Source organism: Lysobacter sp. 22409 (assembly GCF_052045105.1).
Lineage (GTDB): Bacteria > Pseudomonadota > Gammaproteobacteria > Xanthomonadales > Xanthomonadaceae > Lysobacter > Lysobacter antibioticus_B.
This window is the reverse complement of record NZ_JBQEOE010000026.1, coordinates 24,549-47,342: the sequence shown is the minus strand read 5'-3', so window position 1 is coordinate 47,342 and position 22,794 is coordinate 24,549. Positions and strand designations below refer to the sequence as shown.

The following is a 22,794-nucleotide window of genomic DNA, read 5'->3' as shown; positions in this document are numbered from 1 at the left end:
GCTCCAGTGCACGTGATTCAGATCCGTGGCCAAAAGGAGGTCACGAGTTTCAGCCATTTCTCGTAAAGAAATGGCGACTACACTCGCTAGTATCCGCTTTGATTCGGAAGTCGCTCCTCACTAAGAACGATGACTTTTCCTGTCCCCTACCCTACCGGCTTCACTTCAGGCCATAAATAAACATTTCTCTGCATCTATAGAGCCACTCCGGCAAGGCCGACTGCCGGCCGGCTAGATCCCATGGCACTTCGTTCTGATCACGGACTTGATTCCCGATCACTACAAGATCGGCATCTTCATTATATGCGCTGTAGTGCTCCCCCCATTCGTATAGCAGATCCGGTCAAGGGGCTGTCCAAGTTTGCAATGCACTCGCCGACTGAGAAGAAGCAGTCGAAACCATAAGAGAGTCACGAGTCGCAAGATTGCCCATGAACACAAAGTCCCACAGCTTCGCCCGCTTCCAGGCTTCTTCGTGACCTGCACGCTGCCAAGTCCAGTCGGCCTTGTGAGCGGGTAAATCTGACGCTGTGCGCGGCGCCAGAGCCAACAATTTTCTCGCAACTTCATCGTTCGGGCCGCTGACTAGGTAGGCGAAGAATGCGTTATGAGGTTCGCGGCGCGCCAGGACGATCGCGGCATAGTCCACATCGGGAACGCTGCTGCCGGTCGCGCGGAAAAGCAGGATTTCCGTCGCGGTGAGGTGGCGCGGATAGCCTTCGCGATTGACTGCCGCATCGATGAGGATCAGCTCCGGCTGCAGGTCGCGGGTGGCGGCGAACAGTCTTTCCAAACTAAGTGCAGCATTGGCTTCACGCGCCTCTTCGATCGCACTCCGAACCACGATGCCACCGAGACCATCCGGCGGCGTGTTTTCCGCTGGAGACGGCACTTTCGCCCCCAAGAACTGTACGGTGCGGTAAAGCAGCGCCAAGCTCTGTGGCTTGGCGGTACAACCTTTCTCCGTGTCGTCCGTGCACCAGCGCGGGATGCCGCGTACTAGGCAGTAGTTGTGACCTTCGAATGGCAACATGGTCAAGCAGGGCCTGCTACGCTCGACCCAGCTCAACCAGCGCTCCAGCGCGTCCTTGTCGCCGCTGGTGACGGCATACAACTGGACACCTAGGGCCATATCCCAAGAAAAGGAATTGTCTTTGCGCAACTCCGGGTGATGGCGGAATCGAACGGAGCGATGCCATCGTCCAGATTCGTCCTGCGCCTCCGCCACGGATCGGCAACCCAGCGCTTCTCCTGAGGCGCACAGTAACCCGTTGAACAGGGTCATGTCGCCATCCTCGCAGCCCTCCGCTGATGGAGCCCCCTGGCAGAGGGGGGCGTTGTCTCGCCACAGCGGCAGCAGATCCCGCACCTCCTCCTTGGGGCCGGACATGGCGAGCGGCGCGAACCCCAGCAGGGCTGTCATCAAAAAGGATGGCAGCATGAGAGCCAGACAGCCAACCATCCTGTGCTTCATTTGCTTGCTCCGGTATTGTTAAGGGGCGACGAAGGCTTCGGCATTTCCTCGGCGGACAGCCGGAGGAACCAAGCGATGCCTTCGCTTTCGATTGAGTCGACCGTTCCCACAACGGCAGGGCAACCCGCATCGCCGCAGGCAGTTACGCCGTTGAACTGCCGCTCGCGCCAATCGCCTTCCTCATCGGGCGGATCCACCAGTTCCAGATGAGTAGTGGAGAGATATCCGATGACCTCGTCGGACGTCGTCGGTGGTGGAGTCGACTTGACCCATCGGCTGTATATCGGCAGCCGCGGCCAGGGATTTTTCACCGAGAACTGAAGCGCGGCGAAAACCTTTTCCATGCAAGCCTCGGGATCCGCATCTACGCAGTAACCGGCAAAGCCGGGCTGTTGTTCTTGTTCCCGGACCACGAGCCCTGGAGCTGGGTCATCGCCCCCCGTTACCACGGCGCACATCTGACCCTCACTCACTGCGCCTTGCGTATCTTCCGTGGGCATCGACAGATTGAGATAAAGGTTTCCGGCCCCGGTGACCTTCGCCATACGCGCGGCCTTGTGCCAGTTTTTCCGCTCAAGATCAAGAAGAGCAGCGACCTTTCCCGCGTTCTCGGACAGTTGCTCCAGAGTTGCGTCGGCGGCGACAACAGGCAAGCTGATGGGGCGGCACGCGACCTTTACGGCGGGCATCTCGGTGGACACCGGCGCGATATCGGCTGCCTTCGCGGACACGTCGGTATACAAGCAAGCAAAAAGGAGCCCAGCCGTCCAACTCCCGAAAAGACGACTCATATGCATAGACCTCCCAGAAAACTCCTGGTCAGGGGCTCATTCATGAGCGTATTGCTGATCGTACCTGTAATCCCGCTGACAAGCGCCGTTGTTAACGGTCGAGCAAACGCGTCCGTCATTTCGTCAATAATCTCGTCTGCGACCCGGAGGCTGGTCCTTGGCCTGACGTAATAGCTAACGTCAATCAATGGCACGAAAATACCGGATCGAAAGCATCGCTTGAACTTCGTAGCGCTTTCACCATCCGAGCTGATCTCCATGCCAATTTCCCTAAATATTCCAGCAGCATACAGATGACGAATCTTGAACTCGCGATCGACGCCTACTCGCACTTCGGGTATCACGGTGGTCCAGCCATCGCACATGCGCAGTGGCTTTCGCCAAGTGGGGCACGGGTATTTGAACTTCGCGCGAACTTCCTTCACGATCGGCCAGTCCACGATCTGCTTCGGACAGTCATATGTCCCCGTATTCTTGATTAACGAGTGGGATACACCCGCTTCTCCGCGACCATTCAATCTTCCCGCCTGGATCGCGAGCGCCATGTCCAGGCTCTCGATATGAAAGTCAATTTGTATTGGCAAGGATCGGTAGTGCGGCTCCCCCTCGCACGCCTCCTTGATCTCCATGTCGGCATCCAGCCTGACATCCGCCGCGCGGGTAGCCAGTCGACCATGCCCATTGGGTGAATTCAACGGGCCGCCGGTGAGGATCAGTGCAAGATCGGCATCGCGCAAGTGGATATCCCCCTTATCCACGTTCGCCACGATGCTCGCATCAGCCATGTCGAACTTGCCCCTAACCTCGGCCTCGGAGATCAGGTCGAAGGCCAACGACAGCGAGCGACCGCGGAAATTCAGAGCATCGTCCTGGCCCACGCGAGGCTGCGCCAGGGTCAGTGACACGTTCTCCAACGACACCTCGCGCAGTTTTAGCGCGCCACCGGGCTGATCAGGCGCGAGCTTCGCGTGCAATGCTTTGACCGTGAACGGCCCGACGAGATCGCCCGCCCATCGGAACTGATCCGCACCGACATCGGGCTTCTGCTCGATGGCGCCTACCGCTAGCTGGACATCGTTGACCTCAAGTGTGCCTGCTTCTTGAGCGGGACGGAATTCCGCGGCGATGCGAGCCACCTGGAAGTCGGCGTCCTGCACACGCACGGGGCCAAAGTCGCCCACTTGGTTGGGCTTGGTGCGCACGTGCAAGTGCTGCGCATCCACCTTGCCAGATCGAATGGACGCGGTCCCATTGTCCAGCAGGTATCCGAGTTCAACACCAGCCTCGAACTTCAGCGGGCCTTCGACGACCAGTGCCTCAGCGCCCTCTCCCAACTCAATGTCCATGTTCGATAGCCCGAACGCGGATACGCGGGTGTACACGCTGCCCCTAGCCTGTTGCCGGGTAACAGCCACGTCGCTGTCAGAACGGAACGCCAGCTGCGTGCCCACCGCCAGCAAGGGAGTGCCTCCGTAGATGTGCGGCTGTAATTCGGCGGCCACACCGCCGCCGAAACGGAAGTCATCCTGCCTAATTCTGATGATCCAGTCGTCCGGTGTTTCCAATGGAATGCCGACGGTGCCCCTAAGCAGCAATTCGTCCAGCTGCCCCTTGATCACCGCTCGGCCGGGTTCGGCTCTGAGATCCCAGCTTCCACTCGCGGGCCCGATGGAAACCGAGAACGGAATTTCCAGCACGGGGCCGTTCTTGAACGGCTGCACGAAGTCCACCCGACCTGCATCCAGTTGCAGCGCACCCAGCGTGGCACGCGGCCGCTCGAAGGATCCGCTTAACGTGTCCAGACTATCCGCATTCGAGAGCGACCAGCGCACCTCACCCGCCGCCGCGAACGCTTCCTTGGCTACCGTGCTCGCCGGCCCATGCGCCAAGAACTCCATCGCGAATCCGTCGCGGTTTGCATACTCGGTCTGGACCACACAGGTGTTCGCCGCTGTTAGATCCACTCGGCTATAAGCGTAGGCGCAATCGCGCCCCCTGGCGGCGTGAGCGAACAACTCAGGATCGGTGAAGGCCAGGTACTCGGCGCCTTGTCGAAGCGATGACGAAAGGCGCGCGCCGGTCCCAGCGACTTGGCTCAGGCGTGCCACCGTATCCGGACTTCCCAGCAGGCCACCTTCAGCCGTGTAGCGCAGGTTCGTCATATGCAGGGATGCACCCAGCTCGTCGGCGCTCAGCACCAACGTCTCGGCCTTGAGCGCGACGCCCTTGAGATTTGCCGTGGGCAAACTCAATGCATCCAGTTGGAAAGTAAAGGGCCCTCCCCGCAGCGCACCGTGTATCAACTCGGTGGCGCTGCCGTCCAATTGCGAGCGTATGACGATGTTGGCATTTCCCGCCGACAGATTGACCGTGTGCGTCTCGTCGTTGCCAGGCAATTGCAGCTTGGCTCCGGAAAGATGGCGCCCCCAGGTTTCTATGTCCAGTGCGCCCATGCTCTCCGCGCCAGTGGAGGCCTGGATAACGCCCACATTGCGGAGCCATGCACGTCGGCTGTTGCCGATACCGCCTTGCCCACCCAGTTGCAAGTTGCCGCCATACAACGGGGCTAGCGATGAATCGACTCGCGTTAGTTCCGCCTTCAGCTCACTACCCGGAACGCGACCGACTTCGAAATAGCTGGGCGTGCTAGAAACAGTTGCACGGGCGCGCCGAATCCACAGTACCTTGATACGCCCTTGCAGGACCACCTCGCCCCGCAATTGCGAACACGATGTCAGTACGTTCGAGGCCTTCGGCTGCTCACGAAACACCCGCATCATTGCGGGATAAGAAGAGGCATCAGCTTTGTAGTCGATATCGAACTGCTCGATCACGACACCGTTGCTCTCTTCGGCTTGCTCGATCTTCTTCGCGGTATCGGGAATGCCTTCGATGCAGAAGTTACCGACAATGCGCGACCAGGTCTTGGGCGGCGCGGCGTGGGCGCATGGCATCACTACCAGAACAGCAATAGCCAAGATTATCTGGGCAATAGGCGTTTTGCACATCTCCGTCCCTCAGCCGCGTGAACCTGCGTTTACTGTGTTTCCTCACCTGCGCCGTTCCTATCGTGTATTGAAACGGACCACGCCAGCTGTTCCGGACAGGTTTACGGACGAAATCCGACGAACGGTAAGATTCGGCGTGATGCGAACGGCGCGTCGCCCATTACAAAAAATGTGCATCGACCATAAATCGATGCGCCCCTTTTTGTTCGCTCTACAGCAGTACTTGCGGACACACTATCCGCCGAGGTCTTACCTCCCAGTCGTATTCGGGTTCGGCCTACGCTTCTCGCCAGTCGGCGTTGCCATCCGATGCAGACCGGACAGCACCCAGGTCCATTCGATCACGCCGAAGTAGCGCGATCTATCGTTGACCTCTGCGGATGCGGTGTCGTAAAGCGGTCGGCTTACGTGGACTAGGCGATTAGACTCCGCGCGTGCTCCCTATAGCGCGACATAAGCCACTTACCGCCCTCCTTGTGTCTGTGTAATAAAACTTTCGCGATCAGACGCTCGCATACCCATCGCAGACTTTCATGTTCAATCCTTCAGACGTGGACACGCCTCCTCAATCTCGAAACTGCAATAACTCTTTACGAAGCCCTTTATGATTATTTCGCTACATTTCAAATATAAAAAAAGCCACCCCAATTTCATGGAAGGGGGTGGCTTCTCATTTTAACAAGCAGCTTATTTTAGCTTCTAGCTAGCTATCAGTCAGGGCACATAACCTGACATCTAAACCATGTAAACCTCAAAAAGGCTCTAACCACCAAACGCTATACGAAGCCCCGACAATTCCTTTAAAATTAACCAGATATATCCACATGCGAGACAGAAGTGGCCGACTTTAAGTTGCTTTTCGAGTTTTTTAACGACGTCTGCTGTCCGAAATACAACAAACACAATCCGCACGTCGGACGAGGGCCCTAAGCATAGTCGAACCGGCCTCAAGACTGAGCCGCTCGCCAGTGAACGAGCCCACTTTAAATGAACCAGCTCGGACTTGGTGAAGCTCTGCCAGATTGGCCTCCAAATTCGGCTGTTGGAACAAGTGATGCTACATCTCGTTCGCGATGCCGCGGCCATCGGCTTGACCTCCGCCGGCGCCGGGATGGCCACGGAGCGCAAATCAGACGGCTCGCGTTCTGCCAGCTCCTGGCTGATCGATTCCAGCGGGCGCAACGCCCGTCCCACGCCGAACCAGACCAAGGTCAGCACGGCAACCAAACGCGCTTTGAGTGAGCGCACACGCTGACTCATCCACTGCGCCCCGTGATTCTGTACCGCGCCGCGTGGCAAATGGTGACAATGGGGTGGCCGGACCGATCAATAGGGGATGGGAATGTCCAAGCCACGGAAGAAGAAGAAGAAGAAGAAGCGGAAGAAGCAGGGCAAGCATCCTGGATACGCAAGGCTTCCTGTGCCAGACGCCCTCGATCAAGGGTTCGCTTCTTCGTGGGCCACCCTGGCCGACCTCTTTTCGGGCTTCAACGCAAGGGACGTCTTTGTTTCTCTGCTTGCATCTGAACTCTGGCTGCCTAATCTTTCTGCACAGGTCAAGCATTGACTCGCATCCACCATCTTCGCATCGATTGAGGCAGACAAGTTTTCACCTGAGCGGCGGATCGACAGCTACGACGGTTTTCGGGCCTTCATCTCGGAAGCCCATAGGCACTTGCCCTCGTTTCCCATGCTGGAGGACTACGAGCCAGAACCGGACTGGGGCGAAGTCAGGTACGTCAGGGGCGCAGAAATCCTCCGGGTCTTCTACGGCGGCTCGTGCGAACGCATCACTGATTTCATCGACGCCTTCCGGATGCGGCACATGGCAGGCAGTTCGGAACTGCAGGACATGGATAGCGTCTTGCTACTGCAGGATCGCTTGTTGTCCCTCGTAGAGCACCCCGCATCCAACGCCGACGACTCCGCCGCTTTTGGGGCGTTGCACGTCCCGAGCGAGGATTTCTGGCGACAGTGCATGTCCGCACTTCCGAGGCTGTCCGAGTTGGCAGGCCAACTCGCGATCAGCCCCGAGTTGATTTTGCGCCAAGGGCAACCCGGGATGAAAAGGAAACATCAGGATTTCGGAAACGCAATCATGTCCGGAACTGTCCTGCCATACGTCCTTCTGGACATCGCCGGTAAATTGCTTCCGGTAGCGCCGCGCGACGCGGCCAGCACTGTCATTCAGTTCTGGGATAGACGGTCATTGCAGTCACCACCTCTCTTGGAACGCCAGGTCGCGGCCGCGCTTGCGCCCCATATTAAAGGTCGCATCCGCCACGCGGCGGTTGGTCCATATCGGATCGCCCTCAGGGATGGAAAGCGCAGTTTCTTGGAGGTCCCAGCCCTTCTCGCGCATGGCTCGTCACTTTGGATGATAGTAGTCCTGAGCAAGGATAGGCTCGCGTTGCTGGACAAAATCGAAAGTGCGCTATTGGAGATACTCAGGCAGGAGGGCGCCCTTATCGCCATGGACCTGTCCATCAACGACTTGGTCGTGTTCGGGACGGACGCACCGGGCGGTTTCGATACGGCTTCTATCAAGCTGATCGCGGTGATCGAGCAATCATCGACTGCCCCGGAACCAATTTCTGTTCCACGTTCTTCAGCACGAAAGCTGTTCCTGTCCGATTTCCTCTCGATTACCAGCGCCGTCAGCGATGCCAAGGAACTGGCGTCGTATTTCGACTTTATGGATATGCATCCACAAGCGCAGATGGGGCCGTTCGTTGGCCCAGTAGACCTCTTCGCCATGTTCAGGCACTCATATGGCTTGCTGATCGAGGGCGCCATCGAGCCCACGATGATCTTTCTCGACCCCCATTCAGGCTCGAACTGGCGTTACGAGCAGGAGAAGCTGTTTTGGCAAGCCGCGCCGGCTAGGTTTCCGGACGACGACCCGACTACCTGGAAGCTCGACCCCAAGAACGGATCGGACGGACTGCTTCGCATGACCAGCAGGGCGGACTCGCGTCTGGCATGGACAGCGGAGCTGGCCACCGCCAGCGTGCACTTCATGCTCGATGCGATCTCGCAGCACCTGATGGTCGAGGATGGAAGTATTCTCGAAGCCTTTATCCACTGCCTGGCCGATTCGGTCAATCAACGCCGCGACCTGCTTCCCGCCGAGCTATTGCGCAGGCGAGTTGTGACGCACTGCCTTGCGCGAGAGAGCTCCCTGCCGTCGCAGATGAAGGGCGATGACAATGACGTCGATGCGCCCCTACTGACCGCGTGGGAAATTCTTAAGGACGCGCCAGAATCCCTTGCCCTGCGAGTTGAGGTTGACCTGGCTCAAGTTCGCCGCGGACTGATGGATGCCAAAGACGCCAGGTTCGAGGCAGGGAGTCTAGCCGCGTGGGTGAGCGGCCTGGCGAACCTTACCGACATTCTGCTTACCAAGGAAACCGTCGCGCTGATCCTGAGTTCCAGTGATCGATTGCCCCGGTTCACCATGAGCGAGATGCAAAGAGTGGTGGACGTCCCCGACCATACCGATCCGGCATTGCCGTCACCGTCGCAGTTCAAGGCTGCCCGGCGGGAGCTCGCTGTGACATTCGAGAGGCTTGGCACGAAGCCAGGACGGTACGAGCTTACCGATGCCAAGGCGATCATTGATCCGGCCCGCGATGCTTATCGCGATCTCGTCCATCAGAAGATCAATCGATTCGCGAGGACACCACTGATTATTTTTTCCCTCGAGCAGTTCGACGCCTTGGTCGCTGACTATGATCACCGCGAACATCGACTCAAGATGAGCTTGACCCACGAAGTGGACTTCGACCGTCAAAGCGATTTGGTCAAAGCCCATCACGATTTCATTACTAACGCGAGGAACTATCGGTATCTGTTGGAGTTCGTCCATTCGTCGCATTCTTCGGGACTCGAAGTACCCACTTTCGATGCGGTCACCAGCCTGATCGCTGAAGTTGATTGGCTGATGGTGCTACACGGTGCAAGCGACACCCTGCACAACGCGATTGATGTCGGCGGAATCGAGCTCGACTCCAGCCTCGTTCCAGAGGTCTTCTATGCCTCTGGCAACAATGAAACCTACGATCGTGAGATCGCGGATAAGAAGCTTGGCGCGGGTACGGCCGGCGATGAAATTTCATCACTCAACGATAGCGAGGCCCGGCAGCTCGACGAGGCCCTGTTCCTTGATTCGGGGTTCACCCTGACCCACCTCTTGCACGCGCTTGTCATCCTATCTCGCTGGCCTTCCGTCAATGGGCGACCGGATGATCTGCACCTGTCCTATCGGGCAACCGTCGACGTCCTCGTCGCCGAGCTGGCGAAAACCATCCAGGACATGTCAGAACCGGTTGCGCGGAAGGTGGTGGAATTCCTCGTGCTGAATCCTCAGCGCATACGCCTCCTTGTGGGCCGGGACATCGAGGAGTCGGATGTTCCGATCTGGGAGCACCGGAAACGAGATCACCGGTACTCGATCCGGCCGCTGATCCAACTCGATGACGGACAACTGGCATGGGGCGCGGCGGCTGCAAGTCGCGCACACAGCATCTGGGCGGCATCCTTTTCGGAAGGGTATCCTCCCGCTGACCTCCCGTGGTCGCATGTCGAGGAGGTATGCGCATCCATCAAGCGACGCGCCGAACTTGAACTGGAGGCTCGCGCATTCGAGATCTGCCGGCGGCACGTGGCGCATGTTCAGCACGGGATCAACTTCAAGCATCGCTTCCCCAAGGAGTCCTACGAGGATATCGGGGACTACGATGTGCTCGCCTATTGCCCCGAACGCAATCTGTGGCTGACCATCGAATGCAAGTTCAACAAGCCGGCCTTTAGCTTCAAGGACGCGCGCCGGCTGCGTGAACACATTTTCGGAAAGGCGATGACAGACGGCCACCTTGGCAAGATCAATCGGCGCAGGCAGTTCCTTACGAGCAACGCGGAGCGTCTTAGGACGCTTCTGGGCTGGCCAGCACCCAACCTGGCACAGGCCACTATCATCGATCTGTATGTATGCCCCCGCATCTTTTACTGGATGCGCAGTCCACCGTATCCCACGTCGATCGAGTTCGTTCGCCTCGGCATGCTGGATACTTGGCTGCAAGCCGTCGTGACAGGACCGCAGTAACTTCTCCACTGGCGCATTAATTCAAACGAACAGGACCGCGGTCATGGGTGAGGCAGCACGCCGGAAAACCGAGATCGCCAAGTTGGGACGGGGCTCTGCTATTGTCTGCCGTAGATAAAGTCCTGGCAGTTCTCTAAGCACATGTTCAACTTCCTTGTCACTGCCAGCGATGGCGCCTGGAATCTTCCCGGCTACGAGTACCCTCGCGGCCGGTTCCTTGAGTACACCAGCGATGATATTGCGGCCAGCTTCCGCGAGCTAAAGGATCTACAACTCAGAGCATTGATGGAACTACCGTGCCTGTTTGCTTATGAAGGCACCGACGAGCCGATGCGCGTTGGGCGCCTGAAGTCGGTCAAACTTCGCGGAAATGGGAGCCTGCTCTACGTCCAGCCGGAATTAGATCCTCAGATTCCGCCCATCCCCTTCGAGCGGATCGAACCCCTGCAGACGGCTTTGGACATCCGCAACTGGGAACTCAACCGGACCCATTGGGCGATCAAGGACGAGGATCTTTTCGAGGTACTGATCGCTGCCGGAATCGTCCCTGGCGCCTCGGCAAGCCCCAGGATTGCAAAAGCGGATCTACCACCGGCCTCACCCCCGGAATTCCAAGCCGGTAGCGTCGGCGCGTTCATTGAGAACGTGTTGGACATGAACTATCACGGCCGCGAGGTATTCTATCGCGGGCACTCGAACCGCGCCAAATACCGACTCGAACCATCCATCCTTCGAAAAGACGAACGTGGAAACTTCATTTACCGGGACGCCGAGGATCGGATGTATCGAGAGTTGCTAGTCTCTAATTCCGTCGATTTCCACGGCGACGTTTATACCCTCGACCGACTCGTCAGGATGCAACACTATTCGCTACCTGCGCGATTACTCGACATCACCTCAAACCCACTGATCGCGCTTTACTTCACCTGCAAGAGCAATCCGGACGACGATGGCGAAGTAGTCGTGTTCTCGATGGATCGGAGCCAGATCAAATACTTCGATTCGGATACCGCCAGTTGCATCGCTAACCTGAGCCGGCTTCCGCAGGATTCGAAGGAATCTATTGACTACACCAGCAACGATGTTCGTAAGTTCAATCAGCAGCTAGCAGTGAAACGACTGCTGCATTTCGTCAAGGAAGAGAAGCCTTTCTTCGAGAGCCGGTTGGACCCGCGTCATCTCCGCTCGGTTATCTGCGTCAAGGGAAAGCACACCAACAGTCGGATCGCATTCCAGTCGGGGGCGTTCCTGCTGTTCGGCCATGACGCGACCCTAGATGAAGTTGGAACCCCGGAAATCTCGGTCCAGCGCATTGGCGTATCGAACAAGCGTGCCGTTCTCAAACAGCTTGATCAGCTCAATATCAATGAAAGCACCGTGTTCCCATACATTGAGAGTTCCGCGAAATACATCGCCTCAAAGTTCCAGTTCAGGGAAACTTGACGCACCCGCCCGCTTGAATTGCGTGCGAGCCTGACATATGAAGCGGCTGTTGTTTCGCCAGTATTTTGACCACAGATCACCCTTACCGGACCGAGCAAGATCGCCCACCACATTTCCGAAAAACTGCCTCGGATTTCCAAGGCAGCACCTTATGGCAAGCGGAGCGCGCAGGTCGGTCACGACCGCAGGCATCAGGGATCAAAGCCGAATGGCCGCGACTAGCCCGAGGCGCGCGGCCCAGCCCGCGAGCACGACGGCGATACGCCGGGACGCAGATTCCTTTGACTGTGGCGATTCGGCTATCGGCTTTTATCGAAAATATCAATGCAGCACTTCTTGAACTTATTGCCACTTCCGCATGGGCAAGAATCGTTGCGCCCGACTTTACGTACGCGGTTACTTCCGATCGCCCGCGTGAAGCCTGCCGGCTTCATCGGCTTGCGCATTCCCGCCGTAGCCGCATCCATTTCGTCCGATTGCTTCCATTCATTGTCCAGGTAGACACCAAACTGCAGGCCGGCCTCGTAGTTCAAGGAAACCCCTATCCATTGCCGTGTACGCTCGGCGTACTTCCGAAGATTGCAATAGTTACCCAGCTTCGCCATTGCCGCATCGGAAGGCTCGACATTGCAATGAAACGTGATACCACCCTCTGCCCCCCCGACAGTGAAGTCGTGTGTCTTGCCATCCATCTTGGTCTGGCGAGTGATGAACTTAAGTCCCTGATCGATGGCCCGGCAGGAATCTTCCCCCAGCTTCAACAATGTCAATCCGAGCTCAAGACTGAGTGGATTCGGATCTTCCTCGATCTGCTCCAGCAGTCGTTCAAAAAGTGTTCCAGCGAAACGGGTGAGGATGCCATCAGGAGTTGGCGGCCCTGGCACATTGTCCCGCCGCACCATCATCGCCAAGTCCAGATCGATCGCAATGTCGTCGTCCAACATCACCGCGTCGTATTTGGATTCTATCCACAGGTTTCTCTTGAGATGGAAGCTGAGTGCCGTGAACTCGTGACTCAATGCGAGACGTTGCGTGTTATCCGCTCGATGCTTGGCGTAACTCAGGAGCCGCAACGGGTTATCCAGCATCTCGGTGAGAGCGTCGAGCAGGAATACGTCCATCACAAACGGAGATCGGATCTGCGCTGTCTCCTGATATTCCAGATATTGCCTCGTCTGAAACGCAAGCGCCGGGTAGTGATCCGAAATTACGTTGAAGATGAAGATGTCCTTCGGCGAGTACGGGAGCGCGACTTCCTTGCCATCAGCTCTCACCAGCCTGCATTCACCGGAAACGATCTTGTCGGCGCACAGGTACGCTTGGCCGTAGGAGGTCTGGATGGCGCCGGCGAAGTCCTTTCGCAACTGACCGTCGTTGCCACGCCGCGCCTCCAGAGTCAGCTTCTTCGATTTGGCCTGCACGACGATCAGTCTGTCGCCGAACACGACCAGAACGTCTATTTCGGCAACGATCTTATTCTTTCCATGGACGAGATTGACGTTGCGATGAACGTGGTCCGTGCCGAACACGTGCTCAATCCGCCGAGCCGTGAACGCCTCGGTGAAGTCGCCTCGATGCTTGGCAGCGGTCGGACGATAGACGTCATCTCCCATCATCCAATAGAATGGAGAATCATATAGTGCCTCGTAGAGGCTGTAGCTCTGGAACAGAAGCACGCGACCTCCGTCAATTGCGAGGAGAGGCGATTCGGCCAACGAGTTGAAATCACTTACCGATCGAAACTTGGCATTATCGCCACGCATGGTAAAAGCGGCCAAGAAAGCACGAACCCGTTCGACGGGGACGTTCACCCGCTGCGCAATCTCGTCGGGATGCTGCTCGAAAGCAGGGAGCCAAGTCGTTGGAGACTCGCCAGACCTTTTCATCTCGGCGTGGATATGCGTCGCTTTCTCGACCAGCAACACACACATCGCCTCGGCGATGGTTCTCGCCTCTCCGATTGAAAAGCCTTTTGCCTGCTGCAGCCAGGGATCGTCCCGACCGTATTTCTCCACTGCGAAATCACGATACTGGAACTGGAAAGCCGACTCAGCCCCATAGAAGATAGGCTCACGCATCGCCTCTCCATGCCAGACATTGGCTTTTTGAGCTGGTGATTTCGCGGCGGCCCTTACACGATCGAACATTGGCGCTCCGATCGCAGCATGCAGCTCTTCCATCAGCGCATCGGTTCTTCGGACGTACTCCTGCACGACCTCGGCTGCCGGCAACGTTGTATCCATCGCGCCGCGGGCAAGCAATCCCAAAAGCGTCGTGATCTCGGTCCGAATCAAACGGTCTGGACTGTAAAGCTTCTGCAAGTCTGATGCTTTCAGGTCATTGATATACGTTACGAGATTGTCGCGACAGCAAATCTGGGCAATCGCATGGACATACCCTGGCGATCCAGCCAGATCACCTAGTTCGGCAAACACTTCCGCTTCGCTACGCGCCATTTTTCTCATGATGTCCCCGAGGCGATCCAAGGTAATTTCCCTTCGTCAGTGACTGGCCTTTCTCACCTGGCACGGAACCACGAAGTCGATCATGCCGTGCTCGTCCTCTAGCGTCACGCAGGTCGCGCCGCAAGCGATCCGCGGGCACTGCGCCCCCCTTGGCCGAAGGCGCCAGGTATCGGACTGGACGGTCGCGACTGGTATGAGCGCAAGGCGGCGCGGGCCGGACCGTGGAGTTCGGGGACCCCGCCCCCCCTGCAGCCAAGCTATAGTCGCCCGTGTCGGGCTGCTGCCGGGCCGCTGTCGTGTTTACTTCCGCCCCGTCTTCCCATACTCGGCGGCGTCGATTGGACATACAGGATCCCGATGAACACTACGGAGAGCAACCCACAATCCCGCCTGCTGACGCCGGAGGAATTGGCCTTATGCGTCCGCACCTTTCGCGAACTACGGCATTGGTCGCAGGAGCAGTTGGCCGAAATCTCCCACCTCAACGTGCGGACGATCCAGCGCGTCGAGAAGGGTGAGGTTGCCAGCTTCGACACGCGCCGAGCGCTCGCTAGCGCGTTCGATTTCGAGGACGTCGACGTGCTGAACAAGCCTTTCCACATTCCGACTACGGATGAATTGAAGGTAGCCAAGGAGAAGTTTGACCGCGAACACATCACACTGACCGTACTGCCATTGACCACGGGCAGGCAGTTGGCAAGGCTGGCGGAGAGCTGCGCCATGGACCTGTCAGAACCGGCGTTCGAATTGCCTCGCGAGGCCGCCGAGGAATTTGCCGCGCTGGTGGACTACTTTCGCGACTACCGCGACTGTGCCGACGTTTATTCAGAGACGCAGAAGCTTGAGATCTACGACGAACTGCAGGCGCATATCGATACGCTCCGGGCGCAGGGCGTCTCGTTGCGATATGCCGAGCGAAAAATGCAAGTCAAATGGGCTTCAGGCCAGTCTGATTCCAACCCAGCTCCGGTCACCGCCTTGTACGTGATGGCGTTCCGACTCGGTAAGGAACCCGAGCAGTTCGCCACGCCGAAGATCGGCAGGATCGGTCTCTAGTCCCAAAATGCCAATAGGCCGGTTCCCGCCATCGATCCGAGACGCCAATGGAAGACGAAGAGGACATGACCTTCATGGTCCAGTTGCCGGTGGACTTTCCGCTGGACGAGCTCCAGCAGATCGCATCGATGCTGGAACGCGCAGACGTGTTCGTCCCGGGCTACATCCCGCCCGATGTCGGCATGTACCACCTGGGAGGCCATTTCTACGGCAGCATGGTCGACAAGGTCAGCTTGGTCATGCTGCCCGACAGGAACATCGTGTCCCGACTGGCCAAGGCCACCTCCGGTGGTGACGCCGACGACCAGCAGCGGCTGGCAGCCGCCGTGCTCGCGTTCGCGCAATGCCTCGACATCCAGATCGAGCCGTCGATCGCCTACCACGAATTGGGGCCGGCACAAGGAAACGCGGCGGCGCACGAGGAACTCGCCCGGTTCCGGTTGGCGGACAAAGCCCACCCGCGCACATGGATCGATCTGGCACTGGGGCGGTCCGACAGCATCTCCTCACTGGGCGATCCTGTCGCGGTTGCTGACGACCGCGACCTTACCCGGCCATTGCATCGATGGCGCTGCAACTACATCGCCGCGCTCAAGATCGGGCAACTGGAACTGCTCCCGCTGACGCCGTTGAAGCGGGCGCTCGAGCTGTTCGAGTGGATGTACAACGATTTCATCCTTGCCGGTCCCGCGGCAATCTTCGCGTGCCACTACTTCGCCCCGGGCTTTCCGCGAAAACGCCTGCTCAAGGGCCTCCGGTCAGAGCAGCGCGAACGCGCGCTCGCCGGCGTCGCCAACGCCGCCTGGGACATCACCCACCTGAGCGAGTTCATACGTCATGCAAACAACGCCCACGGCAGTGACACCCGCTATCTGTTCGCCTCGCTGGACGACGGCCTGCGTCGCATCGCCCGGACCCTGTTCACCACGACGATCGAAGATCCGACGCTGGACGATCTGGCCTCCGCATTGACGACTTGGTGGCCAGCTGATCAGGCCCGGACCATCGCAGACTGCCTGTCCGATGCCTTCCAACGAGGCCGCGACCTGGCCTGGTACGAACAACAACGCAGCAGCCCGGACGCGATTCCGGAGTTCATCGCGCGCGGCGAAAGCTGCCTGAGGGCTTGGTCGCCCGCAGGGGCCGGCATGGTCCGGCAAGCCACACCCCGGCCCGCCTAGCCGTCTGGACGGGCTAACTCGGACCGAAAGCGAAATGAGGGTACGCAACCTACAGTTGAGCAAGGACTGAGGGTGGCGGTGGGTGCGCGAGCGCCAGCGTCTTATCGCCCCGACAGCCTGCTGCGCATCGGACAGCGACTTGCCCGGGGCCAACTCGAACGAGAGCGTGTGTGGCGGCAGTGCGCCTTATGCGCGAGCATCGTCTTGCCGCTGGCACGGGTGACCGTGGTGTTCTGGTTCTCGCAAGACTGGCAGCGCAATACCCGCTTGGACATGTACTGCGTGCGCCAGCACGCCGGCACGGTCTACAGCCACGATAATCTGTTTCACACCCTGAGGAGTTACCAGGATTTAGTGGGCACGTGATCCACGCCTCCGGTGCGTGGCTTCGAACTCATCTGGGCTGACTCCACCTAGGTAGCTATGCGTCTGAGCGGGTTGTAGAAGCCGTCGATGTACTCAGATATGTCCTGCACCGCGGTGTCCCGGTCAGCGTAGATACCGGCGCCGACGCGACAGCCCGACTTCTGGCTCATGGATATGTACCAACACTTCAGGTGGCAGCAGGAACTCTACGTCCTGCAAGTTGCTTGCAACAACCTCTAGACAAAATAAAAGGCCCGCAAAAACGGGCCTTTTTGACTAAATGTAACGTTTTAGTCTGTGGTCGATACTAGAACGGAATATCGTCATCCGCGAAATCGTCGCCGAAGTCGTTCGACTTGGCCGGGGGCGCTTCGCGACGCGGGGCGGAGTCCTGGCGACCGCCGCCGTAACCGCCACCGCCGCCACCACCACCACCGCCGGACGGGCGCGCGGAACGCTCGCCACCGCCGCCGGAGGAACGCGCGGGGCGTTCGCCGCCACCGCCGCCTGCATCGCCGCCACCGAGCATCTGCATTTCGTCGGCGATGATGTCGGTGAAGTACTTCTCGACGCCGTCCTGACCGGTGAACTTGTCGTAACGGATCGAGCCTTCGATGTAGACCTGGCGGCCCTTGCGCAGGTACTCGCCGGCGATCTCGCCGAGCTTGCCGAACAGCTTGACCCGGTGCCACTCGGTGCGTTCCTGGGTCTGGCCGTCCTTGTCCTTGCGGACGCTGGTGGTGGCCAGGCTGAGGGTGGTCACGGCCATGCCGCCCTGGGTGTATTTGGTCTCAGGATCGTTGCCGAGGTTGCCGACCAGGATGACCTTGTTGATGCCGCGTGCCATGGGATTCCTTACATATTGCCGGGGGTACGGCCGGGATGATGGATTATAGCGGCCTCCCCGGCCATCGGCGCCGGGCGCGGTTTGGGGTGGGATTTGTCCGATGATGGCGTCCGGGTGGATGCCCTGACCGCAGGCGGGCTGAGCGGGGCTGGAGGCTTGGCTGGCTTGGGTCTGTGGCTTGTGAGGTATGGATCTGGGCCAAGCGGGGTGTCTGGGTTGGCTTGGCTTCCGTTGCCGCCGGGGCGTTGCCGGGATCGGAGCCTAGAACCGTCCTGGCCGGGCGGAGGTGTGCGCATGCGCCGCGGGGCCTGTCTGTCAGAGGCCCGTCTCAGGGGGCCGCCGTCCTTACGCAGTGGGTCGAGCATGGCGGTCGCGGCTTGCGCTGCTCCTACCCCGCGATAGTTCGCGGCATCGATCAGTGACGTCGGCAGGGCGATCTCTGCGCGTCCCTTGGTCGCGGCTTATGCCGCTCCTACAAGGGGCCGACCGGGGTCGCCGCAAGGTTGAGACGGCGCCGTCGCGGCTTATGACCGAACGAAATCCAGTAGGACGCCGCTCCCACCCTGTACGTCGGCACGACCCGGCCCGCGCTTCAGTGCGCGGCTTCGGCCTTGGCCGCCAATGCGGTCTTGTCGACGCTGAGCTTGCCGGCCGCGTCGAGGGTGGCGGTCACCCGGTAGGTGGTACTGCGTTCGTAGTCGTTGCTGTAGAAGGTCAGCACCTTGGCGTTGCCGTTGGGCTGCAGAGTGGGCGCATACGAGCTGACGCCGGACTTGCGGATGCGGCGGATCGCCGAGGGCGCATTTTCGTCGACCATGACCCCGCCAACAGCCGCGAAACGCGAGACGACCTGGGCCCACCATTCGGCCGGGGCGTTCTGGCCGCAGCTGCGCAGCACGGCTTCGGCGCCGTTGGCGCCGCCGGCCTGGGTGCCGCTGACCAGCGAGCCGTCCGGCAGGACCGCGTAATCGGCCGGCTGCTGGCCGGCGCGGGCGCGGTTGGAGACCCGGAAGAAACGGCAGCCGGCCAGGTCCAGGGCCTGGGTCGAGCCGACTTCGATCTGGTCCTTGCTCCAGCCGTGGTCGCGCAGCGCGGCGGCGCTGACTTCGGCAACTACATCGGCGCTGGTATTGGCGTCCATCGCAATCTCCTTGCTGCAAGCGGAAGTAGCGGTCGCAACCCACCCCAGGAACAGTACCCGGAGGATGCCACCGGACAGACTCAGTTGTCCCGGTCTCCGGGCGGCACCGAGGCGGCAGGATCGGACGGCTTGGTCTTCCATTTGCTCGTATCGCTCAGGACGGACTGATAGTTGCTCGCATCGACCTTGAGGCCGGTCAGCTGGCTCAGGGTATCGAAGATCTTGGCGGCTTCCTCGGGCTTGTCGAGCGCGCCGTCGGTGTCCCACCACCAGTCTCTCTGGATGCCGTGAGCATAGTCGGCATAGCCGCCGCTCGGGTTAAGGAAATATTCCCAACGGTCCGCGGCCTCTTCGTTGCTCGGCGGCTTGCCGTTCTCGGCCATGTAGCCGACGTACCAGGCGCGGTATTCCTCGTTGAGGTAGTCGAAGGTCTGGTTGGTCTCGTCGCCGTTCACCAGGTGGCTGACCTCGTGCGCGGTGGTGTTCTCGATCACCGCTTCGGCGTCGCTGCCGCTGACCCGGTTGTTGTCGGCCGGCACCTTGTTGGCGTTCAAGGTCAGGGTTTCGTCGTCGGCGTAACCGTAGGTGGTGTTGCCGCCCTCGTCCGGAATGGCCTTCCACTCAAGCTCGTAATCCGAATCCGGGGAGAGGAAACGGTTCAAGGTGTTGTCGATGATCGCCCGATCGCCGCTGTCGTGCTGCGACAGGTGCGCGACCAGCTTCAACGAACGCTGCTTGTCGCCGCCGTCCTGGTCCTGGAACCACTCCTTCTGCAGGGTGCGCTCCATGTTCGAGACCGAGCGCGAATCCGGATAATTCTTGGCCTGGCTCAGCACCGCGGTCTTGTCGCCGGCCGAGAGTTCGGAGAATTTCTTGTCCTCGATCAGGTCGTGCAAGGCCTTCGGCAAGGCCGTGTCGGTGGACTTGCGGCCGGCCAGGGCGTCGGTGATGTTCTTTTGGTCGGCGGCCGGCAAGGCCTTGAATTCGGCCGAATGGGTCAGGGCGAATTCTTCGAGCTTGGCGCTCTTCTGCGGCGCGGTCAGCGCCTGGAACGAAGGGTCCTTGATCTGCTTGAGCAGGTCGTTGGTGGTCCCCGCGTCGCCCTTGGCGTCGCGGAAGACCTCGGCCGCCAGCTTCTTGTCCTCGGGCGACAGGGCCTTGAACTCGGCGGAGTTGTACAGCTCGCTGCCGGCCTTGTAGCCGTCTTCCTTCAAGCCCTTGATCAGGTCGTTGAGCTCGCCGGGGTCGCCGGTGCGGGCCAGTTGCAGCGTGTCCTTGACCTGCTGCGGCACGCCCGGGTCGTTGAGCGCGGCGATGACGTCGTCCTTGCTCGCGAACCCGTCCGAGCGCCCGCGGCCGGCCGCGGTATCGAGCAATTCGCTGGTGTAGTTGCCGTTCTTGATCGACTCCATCGCGCCGGTGACGTCGCCGCGGCCGATGGTGCCGTCGACTTCGCCCTTGCCGGCGCCGACGTCGAGAAAGCTGCGCACAGCCAGGCTGCCGAGCACGTCCTTCGCCGCCTGCTGCTGCTCGGGCGTGAACTTGTTGTCGACGTTGTCGGCGACCGCCTGCAGGTCTTCCTGGCTGATCTTGCCGTCGGCCTTGCTCGGGTCGCCCTGCCTGGCGGTATCGAACACACCGAAGTCGCGGTCGAGGACTTGCGTGGTCTTGACGCCATCGATGGCCATGATCGTTCTCCGACACGGGGGATAGGCGGGCCCTTCGAGGGAGTCGCCACGAATGCACGCAGCCTAGTCCGCGCTCCCGGCCCGGTTCCATTAGGGCTGACCCTAGAAATGGCCTGCCGAACGGGGCCCAGACCAGGGAGCCAATGTCGACAACGTGGTCGTTGTCGCGGTCGCGGCCGGCGCATTCGATGGGCGTCCGGCCCGATCCGGCCGCTGCGGTGGTGAGTCCGGTTGTCGCAGGCGCGCCGGCGCCATCGGCCCGCGGGCCGGCGACCAAGCCGGCGGATCGGATGAACGAGGTTCGGCACGACAGCGCTCCTGCTGGGCCGCCCAGGCCGACGAAGCTGCGGCGAACGGATGCGGGGCATATGGGCATCGCCACCCAGCATGTGGGGAGCCTCGGGCGAGGGCCGGCAGCCAGACCCCTGCGGCGGCCGCCGCCCAATCCCTGCCCTATCAGGCACTTAAATCGTCTCGCCGGGCCAGGCCCGCCGCGGCATCCGATGGCGTGGCGACCGAGAGGCAGGCCTGGGAACGCATCCGAACGCCGCGCCCCGGCCGCAGGATCGAGCGAAGATCGCGGCGAATCCAGGCCCCTGCCGGCTCCGCTGGGCATTCGGCAGTGCCTGCCGGACCACGGCCAAGATCATTGGGAACTTCTCCGGGACTTCGCGGCCTGCGACGCAGGCTTAAGCTCGACGGCGCTCACACTCTATAATCGCGATTCCAACCACTCGGCCGTCCCATGCCTCCCAGCGCCACGACCATGTCCGTCGCCGATTTGGCGACCATCCAATCCCTGGCCCGTGACGACATGGCAGCCGTCGATGCGCTGATCCGCCGACGCCTGTCTTCCGACGTGGTACTGATCAACCAGGTCGCCGAATACATCGTCGGCGCAGGCGGCAAGCGCCTGCGGCCGATGCTGTTGCTGCTCGCCGCCGGCGCCCTGAATCACCGCGGGCGGGACGCGCACCAGCTCGCCGCGGTGGTCGAATTCATCCACACCGCCACCCTGCTGCACGACGACGTGGTCGACGAGTCCGACCTGCGCCGCGGGCGCAAGACCGCCAATGCGGTCTGGGGCAACGCCGCCAGCGTGCTGGTCGGCGATTTCCTGTATTCGCGCAGCTTCCAGTTGATGGTCGAACTCGACCGCCTGGAAGTGATGAAGATCCTCGCCGACACCACCAACCAGATCGCCGAAGGCGAAGTGCTGCAGTTGCTGCACGTGCGCAACCCCGACACCGACGAAACCGCCTACCTGCGCGTGATCGAGCGCAAGACCGCGGTGTTGTTCGCCGCCGCCACCCGCCTGGGCGCAGTGCTGGCCGGTGCCGACGCCGAAGTGCAGCAACGCATGCACGACTACGGCATGGCGCTAGGTTATGCCTTCCAGATCGCCGACGACGTGCTCGATTACGCCTCCGATGCCCAGACCCTGGGCAAGAACCTCGGCGACGACCTCGCCGAAGGCAAGGCCACCCTGCCTTTGATCCATGCGATCGCCCACAGCGACGACACCACCCGCGCACGCCTGCGTGCCGCGGTCGAACACGGCGACACCGAAGCCATGCCGGAAGTGCTGGCGGCGATCCACGCCACCGGCGGCCTCGACTACAGCCGTAAGCGTGCCTGCGATTACGCCGCCGCGGCCGAAGCCGCATTGGACGCGCTGGAAGAGAACGACTACACCGTCGCCCTGCGCGGTTTGGCGCGGTATGCGGTCAGCCGCGATCACTGAGTCGCGGCAGTTGCGCTATCGCAGTATTTGCATTGGAGAGGTGCCCCCTTCCCCTGTAGGAGCGGCGTGAGCCGCGACCGCGGGACGCGCAAAGGCGACAACGCCGACGTCGCTCATCGAAGCGGCGTACTTACGCGGGGGTAGGAGCGGCGCAAGCCGCGACCACGAGACGCGCAGAAGCCACAACGCCGATGCTACCCATCGAAGCAGCGTGCTGGCGCAGGGTAGGAGCGGCGCAAGCCGCGACCGCGCTGCAACGGTCTCGCGGCGTGTCGCTCAAGCAACATCAAGATCAAACGCCAAAAGCTTCCGCCACTAAAGCAGCGGGTTACTTTCTTTTGTCATAAGCAACAAAAGAAAGGTAACCAAAGAAGTTGCTTTTCTTTGAATCACAGGCCCGCACGAGCGATGCCAACGCAGGGATTTTTCATACGGGACATCCCTGTCCCGATGAAAAACGGCCCGCATCCATGCGGGCCGCCCTCC

General features: G+C 60.2%; 15 protein-coding genes. 8 read left to right on the top strand and 7 right to left on the bottom strand.

Going from position 1 to position 22,794, the window contains the following annotated elements; genetic code table 11:
• Positions 1–343 precede the first annotated feature (343 nt).
• From ACTJJK_RS14220 to ACTJJK_RS14210, 3 genes are read right to left on the bottom strand one after another with little or no spacing between them, the layout of a single operon-like run.
• Positions 344–1,474, bottom strand: a complete 1,131-nt coding sequence (locus tag ACTJJK_RS14220; protein WP_440730551.1) for a hypothetical protein — start codon at positions 1,472–1,474, stop codon at positions 344–346.
• Positions 1,471–2,205 (bottom strand): hypothetical protein, encoded by a 735-nt coding sequence (locus tag ACTJJK_RS14215; RefSeq protein ID WP_440730550.1) that lies wholly within the window; start codon positions 2,203–2,205, stop codon positions 1,471–1,473. Before ACTJJK_RS14215 ends, ACTJJK_RS14220 begins: the two co-directional genes overlap by 4 nt.
• A 56-nt stretch (positions 2,206–2,261) precedes the next feature.
• A complete protein-coding gene (locus ACTJJK_RS14210; protein WP_440730549.1) occupies positions 2,262–5,243 on the bottom strand; it encodes a hypothetical protein in 2,982 nt (993 codons plus the stop codon).
• Positions 5,244–6,276: 1,033 nt separating this feature from the next.
• Between ACTJJK_RS14210 and ACTJJK_RS14205 the strand changes: the two genes are divergently transcribed.
• From ACTJJK_RS14205 to ACTJJK_RS14190, 4 genes are all read left to right on the top strand, one after another.
• A complete protein-coding gene (locus tag ACTJJK_RS14205; RefSeq protein ID WP_440730548.1) occupies positions 6,277–6,528 on the top strand; it encodes a hypothetical protein in 252 nt (83 codons plus the stop codon).
• A gap of 87 nt (positions 6,529–6,615) precedes the next feature.
• Positions 6,616–6,840 carry a hypothetical protein gene (locus ACTJJK_RS14200; RefSeq protein ID WP_440730547.1) on the top strand — a complete coding sequence of 75 codons (225 nt, stop codon included), beginning with the start codon at positions 6,616–6,618 and terminating at the stop codon, positions 6,838–6,840.
• Between the two features lie 123 nt (positions 6,841–6,963).
• Entirely contained in the window at positions 6,964–10,377 is a 3,414-nt protein-coding gene (locus tag ACTJJK_RS14195; RefSeq protein ID WP_440730546.1) for a hypothetical protein, read from the top strand.
• 141 nt (positions 10,378–10,518) lie between these two features.
• Positions 10,519–11,820, top strand: a complete 1,302-nt coding sequence (locus ACTJJK_RS14190) for an FRG domain-containing protein (protein WP_440730545.1) — start codon at positions 10,519–10,521, stop codon at positions 11,818–11,820.
• Positions 11,821–12,119: 299 nt separating this feature from the next.
• Here ACTJJK_RS14190 and ACTJJK_RS14185 read toward each other — a convergent pair whose 3' ends face one another.
• The gene (locus ACTJJK_RS14185) at positions 12,120–14,306 is read right to left on the bottom strand and encodes an SEC-C metal-binding domain-containing protein (protein WP_440730544.1); all 2,187 of its coding nucleotides are present in this window, start codon (positions 14,304–14,306) and stop codon (positions 12,120–12,122) included.
• A gap of 336 nt (positions 14,307–14,642) precedes the next feature.
• Between ACTJJK_RS14185 and ACTJJK_RS14180 the strand changes: the two genes are divergently transcribed.
• The 3 genes from ACTJJK_RS14180 to ACTJJK_RS14170 all read left to right on the top strand — a co-directional run bounded on the left by ACTJJK_RS14180 (position 14,643) and on the right by ACTJJK_RS14170 (position 16,888).
• Complete coding sequence (locus ACTJJK_RS14180; RefSeq protein ID WP_440730543.1) at positions 14,643–15,341, top strand: helix-turn-helix domain-containing protein; 699 nt, start codon at positions 14,643–14,645, stop codon at positions 15,339–15,341.
• 47 nt (positions 15,342–15,388) lie between these two features.
• Positions 15,389–16,522: a hypothetical protein gene (locus ACTJJK_RS14175; RefSeq protein WP_440730542.1), complete on the top strand. Its 1,134-nt coding sequence runs from the start codon at positions 15,389–15,391 to the stop codon at positions 16,520–16,522.
• Between the two features lie 168 nt (positions 16,523–16,690).
• A complete protein-coding gene (locus ACTJJK_RS14170) occupies positions 16,691–16,888 on the top strand; it encodes a hypothetical protein (protein ID WP_440730541.1) in 198 nt (65 codons plus the stop codon).
• 307 nt (positions 16,889–17,195) lie between these two features.
• Here the strand turns inward: ACTJJK_RS14170 and ssb are convergent, their stop codons facing one another.
• The 3 genes from ssb to ACTJJK_RS14155 all read right to left on the bottom strand — a co-directional run bounded on the left by ssb (position 17,196) and on the right by ACTJJK_RS14155 (position 20,564).
• Positions 17,196–17,735 (bottom strand): single-stranded DNA-binding protein, encoded by a 540-nt coding sequence (gene ssb, locus ACTJJK_RS14165; RefSeq protein WP_440730540.1) that lies wholly within the window; start codon positions 17,733–17,735, stop codon positions 17,196–17,198.
• Between the two features lie 592 nt (positions 17,736–18,327).
• Positions 18,328–18,876, bottom strand: a complete 549-nt coding sequence (locus tag ACTJJK_RS14160; protein ID WP_223619947.1) for a hypothetical protein — start codon at positions 18,874–18,876, stop codon at positions 18,328–18,330.
• Positions 18,877–18,956: 80 nt separating this feature from the next.
• Positions 18,957–20,564 carry a hypothetical protein gene (locus ACTJJK_RS14155; RefSeq protein WP_031371869.1) on the bottom strand — a complete coding sequence of 536 codons (1,608 nt, stop codon included), beginning with the start codon at positions 20,562–20,564 and terminating at the stop codon, positions 18,957–18,959.
• 745 nt (positions 20,565–21,309) lie between these two features.
• Here ACTJJK_RS14155 and ACTJJK_RS14150 point away from each other — a divergent pair.
• Entirely contained in the window at positions 21,310–22,308 is a 999-nt protein-coding gene (locus tag ACTJJK_RS14150; RefSeq protein ID WP_440730539.1) for a polyprenyl synthetase family protein, read from the top strand.
• The last annotated feature ends 486 nt before the right edge of the window (positions 22,309–22,794 follow it).